The 13,826-nt window shown below is 61.6% G+C and carries 14 protein-coding genes; 9 read left to right on the top strand and 5 right to left on the bottom strand.

The annotated features are described in order from the left end of the window. Both ASD07_RS24865 and ASD07_RS24860 read left to right on the top strand, forming a co-directional pair. A complete protein-coding gene (locus tag ASD07_RS24865) occupies positions 1 to 1,785 on the top strand; it encodes a CHASE domain-containing protein (protein WP_055936712.1) in 1,785 nt (594 codons plus the stop codon). Between the two features lie 339 nt (positions 1,786 to 2,124). Then, positions 2,125 to 3,153, top strand: coding sequence for a glycine-rich domain-containing protein-like (locus ASD07_RS24860; RefSeq protein WP_055936709.1), 1,029 nt, complete (start codon positions 2,125 to 2,127; stop codon positions 3,151 to 3,153). 76 nt (positions 3,154 to 3,229) lie between these two features. On the opposite strand, the gene ASD07_RS24855 is transcribed toward ASD07_RS24860, so the two are convergent. Next, positions 3,230 to 3,472, bottom strand: a complete 243-nt coding sequence (locus ASD07_RS24855; protein WP_055936706.1) for a hypothetical protein — start codon at positions 3,470 to 3,472, stop codon at positions 3,230 to 3,232. Between the two features lie 481 nt (positions 3,473 to 3,953). Beyond that, positions 3,954 to 4,838, bottom strand: coding sequence for an SDR family oxidoreductase (locus tag ASD07_RS24845; protein WP_055936700.1), 885 nt, complete (start codon positions 4,836 to 4,838; stop codon positions 3,954 to 3,956). Positions 4,839 to 4,850: 12 nt separating this feature from the next. On the opposite strand from ASD07_RS24845, the gene ASD07_RS24840 reads away from it, so the two are divergent. From ASD07_RS24840 to ASD07_RS24825, 4 genes are all read left to right on the top strand, one after another. Then, the gene (locus ASD07_RS24840; RefSeq protein ID WP_055936697.1) at positions 4,851 to 5,876 is read left to right on the top strand and encodes a CDP-6-deoxy-delta-3,4-glucoseen reductase; all 1,026 of its coding nucleotides are present in this window, start codon (positions 4,851 to 4,853) and stop codon (positions 5,874 to 5,876) included. A 66-nt stretch (positions 5,877 to 5,942) separates the two neighbouring features. After that, the gene (locus ASD07_RS24835; protein WP_055936694.1) at positions 5,943 to 7,166 is read left to right on the top strand and encodes an MFS transporter; all 1,224 of its coding nucleotides are present in this window, start codon (positions 5,943 to 5,945) and stop codon (positions 7,164 to 7,166) included. Between the two features lie 13 nt (positions 7,167 to 7,179). Beyond that, positions 7,180 to 7,824 carry a DUF1345 domain-containing protein gene (locus tag ASD07_RS24830; protein WP_055936692.1) on the top strand — a complete coding sequence of 215 codons (645 nt, stop codon included), beginning with the start codon at positions 7,180 to 7,182 and terminating at the stop codon, positions 7,822 to 7,824. Positions 7,825 to 7,878: 54 nt separating this feature from the next. Further along, positions 7,879 to 8,235, top strand: a complete 357-nt coding sequence (locus ASD07_RS24825) for an HPF/RaiA family ribosome-associated protein (protein WP_055936690.1) — start codon at positions 7,879 to 7,881, stop codon at positions 8,233 to 8,235. Between the two features lie 3 nt (positions 8,236 to 8,238). On the opposite strand, the gene ASD07_RS24820 is transcribed toward ASD07_RS24825, so the two are convergent. Further along, positions 8,239 to 9,012, bottom strand: coding sequence for a helical backbone metal receptor (locus tag ASD07_RS24820; RefSeq protein WP_055936680.1), 774 nt, complete (start codon positions 9,010 to 9,012; stop codon positions 8,239 to 8,241). Positions 9,013 to 9,078: 66 nt separating this feature from the next. Here ASD07_RS24820 and ASD07_RS24815 point away from each other — a divergent pair, with 66 nt between their 5' ends. After that, positions 9,079 to 10,053 (top strand): GGDEF domain-containing protein, encoded by a 975-nt coding sequence (locus ASD07_RS24815; RefSeq protein WP_055936677.1) that lies wholly within the window; start codon positions 9,079 to 9,081, stop codon positions 10,051 to 10,053. 64 nt (positions 10,054 to 10,117) lie between these two features. Here the strand turns inward: ASD07_RS24815 and ASD07_RS24810 are convergent, their stop codons facing one another. Continuing rightward, positions 10,118 to 10,678, bottom strand: a complete 561-nt coding sequence (locus ASD07_RS24810) for a DUF5610 domain-containing protein (protein WP_055936674.1) — start codon at positions 10,676 to 10,678, stop codon at positions 10,118 to 10,120. A gap of 50 nt (positions 10,679 to 10,728) precedes the next feature. Here ASD07_RS24810 and sbcB point away from each other — a divergent pair, with 50 nt between their 5' ends. Then, positions 10,729 to 12,174, top strand: a complete 1,446-nt coding sequence (gene sbcB / locus ASD07_RS24805; protein WP_055936671.1) for an exodeoxyribonuclease I — start codon at positions 10,729 to 10,731, stop codon at positions 12,172 to 12,174. A gap of 52 nt (positions 12,175 to 12,226) precedes the next feature. On the opposite strand, the gene pyrF is transcribed toward sbcB, so the two are convergent. Further along, complete coding sequence (pyrF, locus tag ASD07_RS24800; RefSeq protein ID WP_055936668.1) at positions 12,227 to 13,048, bottom strand: orotidine-5'-phosphate decarboxylase; 822 nt, start codon at positions 13,046 to 13,048, stop codon at positions 12,227 to 12,229. Between the two features lie 124 nt (positions 13,049 to 13,172). Here pyrF and ASD07_RS24795 point away from each other — a divergent pair, with 124 nt between their 5' ends. Next, positions 13,173 to 13,763, top strand: coding sequence for a LemA family protein (locus ASD07_RS24795; protein WP_055936667.1), 591 nt, complete (start codon positions 13,173 to 13,175; stop codon positions 13,761 to 13,763). Positions 13,764 to 13,826 lie beyond the last annotated feature (63 nt).

The following is a 13,826-nucleotide window of genomic DNA, read 5'->3' as shown; positions in this document are numbered from 1 at the left end:
ATGACCCGCTTACAGCTCAGCCTGTTTTCCCCCACCAAGCCCTTGTGGTGGCTAGGCATTGTGCTGTCGCTGGCCGTGGCGCTCGGACTCCATACGGTTGCCACGCGTTCCGTCGAAAGTGAAGCGCGCGCCCGTTTCCACAACCAGGCCCGCAACACGCAGTTCAATATCAACGCCAGCATCAAGGCATATACCGATGTCTTGCGCGCCGCCGCCAGCTATTTCCAGGCCGGCGGCGAAGTCACCCGGGAAACCTTCCACCGCTATGTGCAGGGACTGGACCTCGAGCACAATTACCCGGCCATCGACAACATCAACTTTGCCGAGTACTACACCGATGCCCAGCGCCCCGCGGCGGAAGCCCGCCAGCGCCAGCTTACCGACAACCTTTATCCCTCCTACCGCCTCCATCCAGAAGGAAAACGTCCCGAATACGCGGTGCTGACCCTGATCGAACCGCTGGAAGGGTTCGGCGACCGTTACGGCCTGGATATCGCGGCCCGCCCCGGCGTGGCAGGCGCACTGTTCGCAGCGCGCGACCAGGGCGCCTTGAGCAGCTCCGGCCAGCCCATCCCGCTGCGCAGTGCGCCAAGCCATGTGGGCATGGCAATGCGCATTCCCATCTACCGCAACAGCATGCCCATTACCACGATCGAAGAACGGCGCCTGGCCTGCATTGGTTCAGTAGGGCTGGGGTTCAGCGTACCGCGCCTGGTCGATGCGGCACTGGGTGAAATGCCGGTGCGCACGGTGCGCGTATCGCTGCGCGACAGCAGCAGCATTGGCAAGCCGCCTGCCCAACTGTTCGATAGCCAGCCTAATATGCCAAGGGCGGACAGCGACCATTTCGTTACCGAGCTGCCGGTGCAGTTTCATGGCCGCACCTGGCATGCGCAGTTCAGCGTGCCGAAGCGCGCCTTGTATTCCAGCTTCGACCAGTTTCTGCCCGCGCTGGCGGGCAGCATGGGTTTCGGCGCGAGTGTGCTGATCTATGCGCTGTTCATAACGCTGGCTTCTTCCCGCCGCCGCGCCGTGAAGCTGGCGCGCGCCATGACGCGCGAATTGCGCGACAGCCAGGCGCGCCTGCAACTGTCGCACCATCGCCTGCGCCGCCTCGCTGCGCACGCGGACCACATCAAGGAAGAAGAGCGCAAGCGCATCGCGCGCGAAATCCACGATGACCTGGGCCAGAACCTGCTGGCCCTGCGCATTGAGGCCGATATCCTCGCCACGCGCACCGAGAAAACCCACCCGCGGCTGCATGCGCGGGCACGCGCCACGCTGCACCAGATCGACAACACCATCCGCAGCGTCCGCCAGATCATCAACGACTTGCGGCCGAATGTGCTGGACCTCGGCCTGTCGGCAGCGGTGGAATGGCAGATCGCGCAATTCCGCCTGCGCTCCGGCATCAAGTGCGAATTCATTGAAGATGCCGTGGCCGACCATGGCGTCGACGACCATTGTGCGACCGCTTTCTTCCGCGTGCTGCAGGAATCGCTAAGCAATATCCACCAGCATGCATCGGCCACCATGGTGCGGGTCGAACTGCAACAGATGCACGGCATGCTGCGCATGACCATCAGCGACAACGGCATCGGCATCAATACCGCCAGCCGGCACAAGGCCGGCTCTTTCGGCCTGGTCGGCATCGAAGAGCGCATCAGCCTGCTCGGCGGGAACTGCTCGATCAACAGCCTGCCGCATGGCGGCACCACGGTCAGCATTGCAGTGCCGGTCGGCTACCGGGTGGCGCCTGCCGACGATATGCGCCTCAGCGCTTAGGCGTTTTTACCACTTGCTAAGACTTTACCTGCCGCTGTTGATCCATATCAAACTCCCTTTCCACAGCTCAGCAAAAATGCATTTGTAACATTTGACGGCGCGACAAGCTATTGATTTGAAAGGATCTTCGCCTGTGTTGTTTATTCCGCGCACGTGTAAATTGTTACTTGCATTGCCGGGGGCTAAGTCTATACTTGAGCTAGTTGATCTACATCAACATCTGTGTTCCCAACTCCGAACACACCAGATGCCTGGCACCACAACACCAGCCCCCTAGAACGGCGTCTTCTCTCTCTCAGTCAGTCTTAAATTCGCTCACTTTTAAAGGGATTGTCACTCATGATTTCTGCTGAAAGCTTCAAGGCTATTGCCGATCTGGACCTGGAACCTATCAAGGTGAAACTGATGCACGTGGAGTCCGGCGAGGGCTGGTCGCTGGAAAAGGTCAACGCTACCGAATTCGAATACCGCCGCTTCCTGTACCTGATGAAAATGTTCCCTAACGAGCAAACCGCTCCCCTGATGGACGTCGACATCTTCTGGCACTATCACATCCTCGATACGATGAAGTACTTCATCGACTGCGAGAATGTGTTCGGCTACTACCTGCATCACTTCCCATACATCGGCCTGCGCGGCGAGGACGACGAAGAGGCGCATGAACGCGTAGGTAATCGCATGAAGGAGCTGTATGAAGAAACCTTCGGCGAAGACTATTTCCGTAGCGCCGTTGCTTACTCGGGTCGCGTCGCTGTCGAGGCTGCTGCAGACGGCTCCCAGGTTGCCTACTCGGGCCGCGTGGCAGACGAAACCGGCCAGCAGGTAGCCTACTCCGGTCGCGTTGCCGCCGAAGCTGGTGCGCAAGTCGCCTACTCGGGCCGCGTGGCTATGGAAGCCGCACCGCAAGTAGCCTACTCGGGCCGGGTCGCTGTGGAAGCTGCACCGCAAGTGGCTTACTCGGGCCGTGTCGCAGCCGAAGCCGCACCGAAAGTTGCTTATTCCGGCCGTGTCGCGGTTGCCTACTCCGGCCGCGTGGCGGCTGAAGCTTCGCCGCAAGTGGCTTACTCCGGCCGCGTCGCTACCGAAGCTGCACCGCAAGTCGCCTACTCCGGCCGCGTGACAGCCGAAGCAAAGACGGCCTACTCCGGCCGTATAACGACAGAAGCGAAAACGGCGTACTCCGGCCGTGTCGCAACTGAAGCACAAACCGCTTACTCCGGCCGTGTCGCGGCTGAAGCGCAAACCGCCTACTCCGGCCGCGTTGCCGCCGGTGCCCAAACCGCCTACTCCGGCCGCGTCAGCGCCGAGGCCCAGGCGGCATCGCAATCGCTGTTCTACTCCGCCCGTCCTCGCCTGGCAGGCGCCTGAGCCTGATCGAGCACGCAAATAAAAACGGCCGCACCTGATAACAGGTGCGGCCGTTTTTTTTCGTCCGGACGAAAGCTTAGTGCGCCATCAGGTCGCGCAGTTCACGGATGCTGAAATCGCTGATTTCATGCATGCGGATCAGGATCGTCGCGCCGATAGGCAGCGTGTTGTGACGGATCTTGCTGATCACTGGTGGGGCAACTTCCAGCGCGCGGGACAGGGCTGCGTCATTTTTCAGTTGCAGCTTTTCAATGATAGCGTCCAGGACGCGGTTCGGATTGTAAGACGACGATGCAGTAATTTCTTTCAGAGAGCTCATGACTATACTTTTTCAGTGTGTTGCGTGGTCGCAACAAAATTATTGGCGGAATTTTCGACAAAGAGCGCCAGAAAAAGCCGTTGTTGACGCAATTTTCGGCACACGGACGGTATCATACACCGTTTAATTGCCGTTCGCTTAACGCCGTGAGATTTTGATAGATTCTAGCGCGTAAAGCTGTGCTAGGAATTCATATAGTTTAACAAAAAGACTACTTCTGGTCGTTTGTTGCTAAAGTAAATGGCAAACACAGCCAGGCAAACGTGATCCAGACCAGGGCGGGAGGGAGGTACATCAGGGCCGCGGGCATTGGAGTGTACTCCGAACGCCAGTCAAGGCGGCGCCTGATTTCCTCAGGCGAAGGCGGGGGAAGATGGGCATGGCCACGCTGGGCCAGGTAGGCACGGACTTGCTCCTTGGTGGGATGGCTGTACATGGCGCCCTCCTTGGCAGGCATTGGCACAAGATAGCGCCGGCAGCATCACGGGCGCTTGATGCAACTCAGGGCGGCTGCAACATCCGGGAACCGCAGCCGTACCAGCAACTCCTCCTTCATGCGCCGGTTCGCCAGCCTGCGCGATTCCGACATGAAGGACAACAGGGTTGGCGTCACAGCCTGCGCCAATGCTGCACGATCCAGGCGAGGTGGGCGCGGCAAGCCGAAATGATCGGCCACCATGTCGAAATAGTCCCCCATTTTGAGTTCCGTGTCATCTACCGCGTGATACACACGGTTACAACTTCCTTTGCGTAAGGCCGCCAATACAACACGTGCCAGGTCGTCGGCGTGGATATGGTTGGTGTAAACATCGTCTTGTGCACGCAGCGCGGGAGTACCTTGCTGCAGGCGCTTGAGCGGCAGGCGGTCCGCGGCATAGATACCCGGCACGCGCAGGATGGACAGCCGACCCTGGGCTCGGCGCGCCCATGCCCGCAATACGTTCTCCGCATCGACCCGCCGCAGCGCCCGTGCATTGCGTGGCGCAACGGGCTGGGTTTCGTCCGCCCAGCGCCCGGCCAGGTCGCCGTACACGCCGCTGGTGCTCACATAAACCACTTGCGCCCGGTCAGGTAAAATGGCGGTCACATTGCGGGTGCGCCGATCCAGCCCGCCCTCGCCCGGCGGTGGAGCCAGGTGCACGACCTGGTGCGCCAGCCCGGCCAGGCGACGCAGCGATTCAGGCTGGTCCAGGTTGGCCAGCACCGGCACGGCGCCCGCCGCACGCAATTCGGCAAAGCGCTCGCGCTGGCTGGTCACGGCAAATACGCGGTAATGCGCGCGCACCAAAGGCAGCAAACGCATGCCTACATCGCCGCAACCAATGACCAGCAGGCGCGGCTTGTTGAATTTTTTACTGATTTCCATATTTAAGATTGTATGTCTTTCCAAATTACTGTTCAGCCTAGCGGCCACCAATTCATCTGCGAAGACGACGAAACCGTGTTGGCCGCAGCCATGCGCGCCGGCGTCGGCCTGCCATACGGCTGCAAGAATGGCGCCTGCAGCTCCTGCAAAGGCAAGGTGGTGTCGGGCTCGGTCAGCCACAAATCGCACCAGCGCCGCGCCCTGAGCGAGGAAGAAGAAGCGGCCGGCATGTCGCTGTTCTGCTGCGCGATTCCACATTCCGACCTGGTGCTGCAGGCGCGCGAAGTGGTGGGCAGCGGCGAATTCCCGATCAAGAAAATGCCGACCCGCGTCAACTCGCTGGAGAAATTGGCGCCGGACGTGATCGTGCTGACGCTGCAACTGCCGGCCAACGAGACGTTCCAGTACAAGGCCGGCCAGTACCTCGAGTTCCTGCTGCGCGACGGCAAGCGCCGCGCCTACTCGATCGCCACCGCACCAGAGGGCGGCGCGCTCACCCTGCACATCCGCCATATGCCGGGAGGCTTGTTCACCGACCAGGTGTTCAGCACCATGAAGGAACGCGACATCCTGCGCTTCGAAGGCCCGCTGGGCACCTTCTTCGTGCGCGACGATTCCGACAAGCCGATGGTGCTGCTGGCATCGGGCACCGGCTTCGCGCCGATCAAGGCGATTGTCGAACATGAACGCGCCAGCGGCTCCAGGCGCCCAATGACCCTGTACTGGGGCGGCCGCCGCCCGCAAGACCTGTACATGGATGCGCTGTGCCGCCAATGGGCGCAAGAACTGCCGAACTTCAAGTACGTACCGGTGGTTTCGGACGCCCTGCCGGAAGAAAACTGGAGCGGCCGCACCGGTTTCGTCCACCAGGCCGTGATCGACGACCTGCCGGACATGTCGGGCTACCAGGTCTATGCATGCGGCGCCCCGATCGTCGTCGAATCGGCCAAGCGCGATTTCGTCAAGGATTGCAAGCTGCCGGAAGACGAATTCTTTGCCGATGCCTTCACTTCCGAAGCAGACCTCCAGCAACCTTAAGACTTTCCCCGCGCTGCGTGCCGTGGGGCGCGCGGCGCCCCACGGCTTCCCCAAGCACGCAAACGTATGTCATCCAACGGTTTCTCAGTCCTTCGCCACCGCAACTTCGCCTTCTACCTGTCAGCCCGCCTGCTCGGCACCATCGCCGTGCAAATGCAGAACGTCGCCATCGGCTGGCAAGTCTACGCACAAACCAAGAACCTGTACTACCTCGGCATGATCGGCCTGGCGCAATTTGCGCCCTTTCTGCTGCTGATCCTGTACGCCGGCCACGCCGCAGACCGCTACAACCGCCGCAATATCATTGCCACCTGCCTCGGCGCGCAACTGGTATGCGGGCTGGCGCTGCTTGGCTACACGCACAGCGGCTTCAGCGCCGTATGGCCGATCTTCGCTGTGCTGGTGCTGTACGGTAGCGCTCGCGCTTTCATGAGCCCCGCCACGCAAGCGGTCCTGGTGAACATGGTGCCGACCGAAGATTTCAGCCGCGCCGTGGCGCTCTCCAGCTCCACTTTCCAGGTTGCCGTGATCCTCGGCCCAACGCTGGGCGGCCTGCTGTACATCTATGGGCCCGGCACCGTGTACACCGTCACCTCGCTCATGCTGCTGTCAGCCGTGGTGCTGGTGATCCTCACCCGGCCCGCCCCGCAAGCCACGCGCAAAGAGCCCGCCACCTGGCACAGCGTGCTGGAAGGGCTGCGCTTCGTCTGGTCGCGCCCCATCATGCTGGGCGCGATTTCACTCGACCTGTTCGCCGTCTTGTTTGGCGGCGTGACCGCCCTGCTGCCGGCGTTGGCGCACGACGTGCTGCATGTCGGACCAACCGGCCTGGGCCTGCTGCGCACCGCCCCCGGCGCAGGTGCGGCCATCACCTCGATTGCGTTGGCGTTCTGGCCGATCACGCGCCGTGTCGGCGCCTGGATGTTCGGCGGTGTCGCAGTCTTCGGCATCTGCACCGTCATCGTAGGCTTCACGGACAGCTTCGTCATTGCCCTGGCCTGCCTGCTGGTGCTCGGCGCCGGCGACATGATCAGCGTGTACGTGCGCCACCTGCTGGTGCAGTTCGAGACGCCGGATGAAATCCGCGGCCGCGTCAGCGCCGTGAACGCCGTCTTTATCGGCGCTTCCAACGAACTCGGTGAATTCGAATCCGGCGTCACCGCCGGCTGGCTGGGACTCACGCGCGCAGTGATCTTCGGCGGCGTCGCCACGCTTGCGGTCACCGCTATCTGGGCCTGGCGCTTCCCTATCCTGTCGCGCATGGACCGCTTCCCCCATCACGACAAGTAGTAAGATTTGCTGCATGAGCTACCACATCGTTCGCAGCCGCCCCCACCTGAGCGCCGCCATCGCGGTCGGCGCGCTGGCCGGCGTGTTCCTGCCCTCGCACTGGAAGCCGCTGCTGCGCGTGCTGACGGCCTGGGATATCGCGGTCTGGATGTACCTGCTTACCGTGGGCTGGATGATGATGCGCGCCGACCACCGCGAGGTGAAGCGCATCGCCGCGCGCCAGGATGAACGCGCCGCGACCATCCTGGCCAGCCTGGTCGTCGCCACGGTCGCCAGCATGATCGCCATCAGCAGCGAACTGGCCAGCCTGCGCGATATGCCGGCCAACGAACGCGGGCTGCATTACGCCTTCGTGGTGATCACGCTGGTGGGGTCCTGGTTCCTGGTCGGCACCCTGTTCTGCTTCCATTACGCCCACCTGTATTACAACGTCGAGGGACGCCCGTGCCCCCTGTCCTTCCCGGGCGGAGAAGCCCAGCCGGACTATTGGGACTTCCTTTACTTCTCCTTCACGATCGCGGTCGCCGCCCAGACTTCGGACGTATCCGTGCAATCGTCCTCGATGCGCAAGCTGGTGCTCGGCCAATCCGTGCTGAGCTTCTTCTTCAATCTTCTTATCCTGGGTTTATTTGTGAATATGGCGGCTTCGCTAATGTAGGAGTAAGATTAAATCGCGTGGCAACACGTTTTGGTTAACAAACGGGAGCAGCATATGCAAATCAGTGTGAACACCGACAAAACCATCGAACGTACTGCAGGCCTGGATGACCATGTGAAAGAAGTGGTCCAGACTGCACTCCACCGGTTCGGCGAGCACATCGGACGCGTCGACGTCCACCTCAGCGAAGGCAATGCACAGAAGTCCTCTGACGGCGATATCCGCTGCATGATCGAGGCGCGCGTCAACGGCTACCAGCCGATTGCCGTGACCGACCACGAGGCAACCCTGCATCAATCCATCCATGGCGCAGCAGACAAGCTGCAACGTGCTATCGAAAGCGCATTGGGCCGCCTGAACGATAGCAAGCGCCACACTTCGCAGCCCAACTTCGAAGAGGCTGAGGAATAATCCTTAGTCCGCGGCGGCCAGGCCCTTCAGGTACCGGATACCTTGCAGGGCACGGCTGCCGTACCAGGACATCATTTCCCCATCGACCAACTGTACCGGCTTGCCGATCTGGCGCTCCAGTGCGTCCACGTGTTCTTCCGTGAAGCGGTAAGGCTCGGACGACAACAGCACCCGGTCCACGTCGCGCACCAGCGCATCGCTCCATTGGAAACTTGGATAGCGCGCGTCGCCGATTTCAGGAATCGACCAGCCGATCAGCGCCAGCATGCGCGCGATATAGGTATCGCGCGACACTGTCATCCACGGATCTTTCCAGATGCAGTACAACACGCGCTGCGGACGGCCCGCAGGCACTTGCGCCAGCTCACTTTCGAACTCGCGGCACCAGGCGTCCGCGCGCTCCTGCGCGCAGAACACGCCGCCCATCAACTGCACCAGCGCCAGGTTATCGCGCGGTTCGATCGGATGCGTCACCACGATGTTCGGCACGAATTCAGCCAGTTTGTCGACGGTAGGCTTTTCGTTCTCGTCGATGTTTACCACCAGGTGGGTAGGCGCCAGCTTGCGGATCTTCTCGATGTTGACGTCCTTGGTGCCGCCCACTTTCGGGATATCGCGCACCACGTCCGCGGGATGGATGCAAAATCCGGTACGCCCCACCAGTTGCGGCGCCAGGCCGAGGTCGCACAGCAGCTCGGTAATCGAAGGCACCAGCGACACGATGCGCGCGCTCGGGGCGGCCGCATGGTGCTGGCCGAGGATGTCGGTAAAAGTCATGGGCGATATTGAACCACACTTAGGCTATCATTAACACCTGTTGATACCGCAGTAAGAAAGTTCATCTTGAAACCGATTGGCACCTTCGGCGCTTCCGCTTATCAGATCCAGGCCTTGCAGCTGTTCCGCGGCGCAGACAGCCTGCGCATCGCACCGCTGTTGAAAGAATGCCCGATCATGCTGGTCGAACAAGGCGAAGCGGTCGCAGACCCGCAACGCGCCCGTTTCTACATCGTGCTGCGCGGCGCCCTGTCGGTAGCAGCGGACATGAGCACCGGCATGTCCGACGGCAGCACCATCAGCAAAGTGCTGCCCGGCGAAAGCGTCGGCGAACAGGCCGTGCTCGACGAAGAAGCCAACCAGGCCGCCATGACCGCGCTGGAGCAAAGCGAATTGCTGGTGATTGAGTCGGAACTGGCGTGGCAGCTGATCGACGCCGCCAACGGCGTCGCGCGCAACCTGCTGCGCATGCTGTCCTTCCGCATTCGCGCCGCCAATGCGCAATTGCGGCGCCGGCAAAAGCTGGGCGAGTTCTATCGCCAGCTGTCGATGGTGGACGGCCTGACAAGCCTGTACAACCGCGCCTGGCTGAACGACTTCCTGCCGCAACTGATCGCCAGTGCCCAGGCCACGGGCCAGCCGCTGTCGCTGATCATGCTCGACATCGACCACTTCAAGAAATTCAACGACAGCCACGGCCACCTGCAAGGCGACGAAGCGCTGCGCACCGCCGCGCACGTGCTGACCGGCGCCCTGCGGCCGACCGACTTCGCGGTGCGCTACGGCGGGGAAGAAATGATGGTGGTGCTGCCCGACACGAATCTGCAGGTGGCCGAAGTCGTCGCCGGCCGCCTGTGCCAGCGCATGCGCGAAGCGGTCGTCTTCAGCGACATACGCCAGCCGCTGCCGCACATCACCAGCTCCTTCGGCGTCGCCGCTTTGGGCCCGGCCCAGGACGAAACCGCCCTCATCGCCGCCGCCGACGCAGCGCTCTACCGCGCCAAGGAAAGCGGCCGCAACCGCGTCGAAGTCGCAAAATGAAAGTCGCGGTCAGGTCTGGAAATCCGCCAAAATGGCGGATTGCCAGACCTGACCCCGACTTTTTTTATGCTACTTTTCCGCTCTGGGCTTCGTCGGTCGATGAAGCCTGCCTTTGACTCGACACAAAGGAGTCCAGGCCTTTCTGCACCAGCTCGTAAGTCTTGTCGATATTCGAGGCAATGTCGCCGCCCAGTACCTTCAAGCCCTTCAGGATATCGCGCGCTTCCTTGAACCCTTTTTCGATGCCGCCCTTGATCGTGTCCATGAAGCGATCCAGGGCGTCGTCGCCTTCCAGCCCGGAATGCTGTTGCTGGAAAGCGCCGAAGAAGGCCGTGGACAGCGATACAATGCGGCCCGCCGTGCCTTCGGGCGAGTTGTCCTGCCCGCTGGCGTTCTGGATCGCATCGGGACCGAAATCGGCCTCCAGCTGCTCATTAATCGAGGTAATTGCCGATTTGTAGACCAGCGCCAGCGGGTCGTTCTCGGAATTCAGCGAAACCGAGGCCGATTCCTGCAGGATCGACACGTTTAGCTGCATCTTGGCGCGGGTGGACGCCGAAATAGCCGTGTCATTGCTCGCCGTGGCGGGCGTGGCACGGGTGTTGACGGAAATGGGATTTGACACAACAGTCCTCCTTGCCTCAGCATTCGATAACGAGAACCAACATTTGCACCATGAGCAACCATACCTTCCTGTGGCATGACTACGAAACCTTCGGCGCTGTGCCACGCCGTGACCGCCCCGCCCAGTTTGCCGCCATCCGCACCGATGCAGAGCTGAACGAAATCGGCGAGCCGATCATGCTGTTCTGCCAGCCGGCCAACGATTACCTGCCGGACCCGGTTGCCTGCCTGATTACCGGCATTACCCCGCAGCAAGCTTTGCAGCAGGGTGTGCCCGAGCATCAGTTCGCCGCAACTGTCGAGAAGGCCTTTTCAGAGCCTGGCACCATAGGCGTAGGCTACAACACTATCCGTTTTGACGATGAAGTGACGCGCTTCTTGTTCTGGCGTAACCTGATCGACCCGTATGCGCGCGAGTGGCAAAACCAATGCGGACGCTGGGATTTGCTGGATGTGGTGCGGATGACCTATGCGCTGCGCCCCGAAGGTATTGAGTGGCCTCTTAATGATAGCGGTAAACCGAGCTTCAAGCTTGAGCATTTGACCAGGGCCAATGGCCTGGTCCATGAGGCGGCGCACGATGCGCTGTCCGACGTGCGCGCCACCATCGCCCTGGCCCGCCTGATCCGGCACAAGCATCCGAAGCTGTTCGATTTCTGCCTGGCCTTGCACAAGAAAGACCGCGTGGCCGAGGAGATCGGCCTGCACCTGGCGCGCGAGCTGCGCCAGCCTTTCCTGCATGTGTCGGGCATGTTCCCGGCGGAGCGCGGCTGCCTGGCGCTGGTGTGGCCGCTGGCGCCGCATCCGTCCAACAAGAATGAACTGCTGGTGTGGGATTGCACCCATGACCCGCAGGAGCTGTTTGCGCTGGATGCGGAGACGATCCGTCTGCGCATGTTCACCCGCGCCGATGCCATGCCGGAAGGGATGACGCGCCTGCCGATCAAGAGCATCCACCTGAACAAGTCGCCGATGCTGGTGTCGAACCTGAAGACGCTGCGGCCGGAAATGGCGGAGCGCTGGGGGCTGGACCTGGAGTCCGCTCGTGCCAACGCGGCGCGGGCTGCGGCGGGGCCGGATATGTCGGCGGTCTGGGATCAGGTGTTCTGGCGTCCGGTCGCGGAGCCGGCGGACGTGGACGAGGATCTGTACGGCGGCTTTGTCAGCAATGGCGATAAGCGCTTGCTGGAGTCGCTGCGGCGCGAGCCTCCGGCCAAGCTGGCGTCGGCGTCACCGCATTTCCAGGATGACCGCTTGGGGGAGCTGTTCTTCCGCTATCGCGCGCGTAACTTCCCGCAGACTTTGTCCGAGGAGGAGCATGAGCATTGGGAGCAGCATCGTGCGGCGCGCCTGTTTGAGGGCGCTGGCGGGGCGCGCACTGTCGATGAATTGTTTTCGGAGCTGGATCGCCTGGGGGCGGAGACCGACGAACGGGGACAGGAGGTGCTGGCAGCCCTGTATGACTACGTGGAGATGATTGTGCCGGAGCGCTACTGAAACCGGTAAACCGATGTCCGCCCCGCAGGGTCAGACACCGGGCTCACCGGTCTTAAGCGCGGTGCGCGTTGATCGCGTCGCGCGTCTCCTGCGCCATGCGGCGTGCGGCAGCCGCAAAATCTTCCCCGCCTTGCGGCGTCGCGTACAGGATGGCGCGCGACGAATTGATCATCATGCCGGTACCGTTGTAAGTACGGCCGGCCTTGACGGTCGCCTCGATATCCCCGCCTTGCGCACCGATCCCCGGCACCAGCAGCGGCATGTCGCCCACGATTCCGCGCACTTGCGCCAGCTCCTCTGGGAAGGTGGCGCCCACCACCAGCGCGCACTGTCCGTTGGCGTTCCACTTTTCCGCCACCAGCTTGGCAACGTGCTGGTACAGCGGCTTGCCGTCGACCTTCAGGAACTGCAGGTCGGAACCGCCCGCATTCGAGGTGCGGCACAGGATGATTACGCCGCGGTCGCTCCATTCCAGGTACGGTTCAACGGAGTCGGAGCCCATATACGGATTTACGGTCACCGCATCGGCGCCGTAGCGGTCGAAAGCTTCGCGCGCATACTGTTTCGCAGTAGCACCGATGTCGCCGCGCTTGGCGTCCAGGATCAGCGGGATGTGCGGATAGTTTTCCTTGGCGTAGGCGCAGATCTTCTCAAGCTGGCCTTCCGCACCCAGTGCCGCGAAATATGCGATCTGCGGCTTGAACGAACACGCCAGGTCGGCAGTGGCGTCGATAATCCGGGTGCAGAACTGGTAGATCCCTTGCGGGTCGTTTTGGAATTGCGCAGGCAGGCGCGCCATATCCGGGTCCAGGCCAACGCACAGCAGGGAATCGTTGGCTGCCCAGGCAGCGGATAATTTTTCGATAAATGTCACAGCGGGCCTCTTTATTCTTTGCGTTGCAAACCCTACATTATAACGGGCCGGGTGTGTGCACTGCCGCACATGGCCTGCGGTCGATTGCGTGTATATTTCGATAATACGTTCCAAGGGGCGAATAATGCGAAACTTTCTGGCAATGGGTGTGCTGGCGACGGTTCTCTTGTCCGGCTGTGGATACAACGATTTCCAGGCCAAGGACGAAGCGGTCAAGGCCCAGTGGGGCGAGGTGGTCAACCAGTACCAGCGGCGGGCCGACCTGATACCGAACCTGGTCAATACGGTCAAGGGCTACGCCTCCCACGAGCGTGAAACGCTGGAGGCGGTGACCAAGGCGCGTGCTTCTGCCACCAGCATGCAGGTGACGCCTGAAGTGCTGAATAATCCCGGCGCGCTGCAGAAATTCCAGCAGGCGCAGGGTGAATTGACCAATGCCTTGTCGCGGCTGATGGTGGTGGCCGAAAAATATCCCGAGCTGAAGGCGGATGCCAGCTTCCGCGACCTGCAATCGCAGCTCGAAGGCACGGAGAACCGCATCACCGTGGCGCGCCAGCGTTACATCGCCTCGGTGCAGGACTTCAATATCCTGGCGCGGCGCTTCCCGACCAACCTGACAGCGAAGATGTTCGGCTATGACGTGAAGCCCAGCTTCACTGTCGAGAACGAGAAATCCATTTCAAACGCTCCAACGGTGGACTTCAACAAGAAGTAAGGAGTCGCAATGGCGACCACACCTCGGCAAACGCGCGGCGGCGGCAAGGCTTCCAGCCGCGAC

The sequence above is a fragment of the Duganella sp. Root336D2 genome, from assembly GCF_001425005.1.
In the GTDB taxonomy this organism is placed as follows: Bacteria; Pseudomonadota; Gammaproteobacteria; order Burkholderiales; family Burkholderiaceae_D; genus Rugamonas.
This window is presented reverse-complemented; position numbering and strand designations above follow the sequence as displayed.

Bases quoted from the DNA above. Each gene is read 5' to 3' on its own strand.
- ASD07_RS24865 (WP_055936712.1), top strand. From the start codon at position 1: ATGACCCGCTTACAGCTCAGCCTGTTTTCCCCCACCAAGCCCTTGTGG.
- ASD07_RS24860 (WP_055936709.1), top strand. From the start codon at position 2,125: ATGATTTCTGCTGAAAGCTTCAAGGCTATTGCCGATCTGGACCTGGAA.
- ASD07_RS24855 (WP_055936706.1), bottom strand. From the start codon at position 3,472: ATGAGCTCTCTGAAAGAAATTACTGCATCGTCGTCTTACAATCCGAAC.
- ASD07_RS24845 (WP_055936700.1), bottom strand. From the start codon at position 4,838: ATGGAAATCAGTAAAAAATTCAACAAGCCGCGCCTGCTGGTCATTGGT.
- ASD07_RS24840 (WP_055936697.1), top strand. From the start codon at position 4,851: ATGTCTTTCCAAATTACTGTTCAGCCTAGCGGCCACCAATTCATCTGC.
- ASD07_RS24835 (WP_055936694.1), top strand. From the start codon at position 5,943: ATGTCATCCAACGGTTTCTCAGTCCTTCGCCACCGCAACTTCGCCTTC.
- ASD07_RS24830 (WP_055936692.1), top strand. From the start codon at position 7,180: ATGAGCTACCACATCGTTCGCAGCCGCCCCCACCTGAGCGCCGCCATC.
- ASD07_RS24825 (WP_055936690.1), top strand. From the start codon at position 7,879: ATGCAAATCAGTGTGAACACCGACAAAACCATCGAACGTACTGCAGGC.
- ASD07_RS24820 (WP_055936680.1), bottom strand. From the start codon at position 9,012: ATGACTTTTACCGACATCCTCGGCCAGCACCATGCGGCCGCCCCGAGC.
- sbcB (WP_055936671.1), top strand. From the start codon at position 10,729: ATGAGCAACCATACCTTCCTGTGGCATGACTACGAAACCTTCGGCGCT.
- ASD07_RS24795 (WP_055936667.1), top strand. From the start codon at position 13,173: ATGCGAAACTTTCTGGCAATGGGTGTGCTGGCGACGGTTCTCTTGTCC.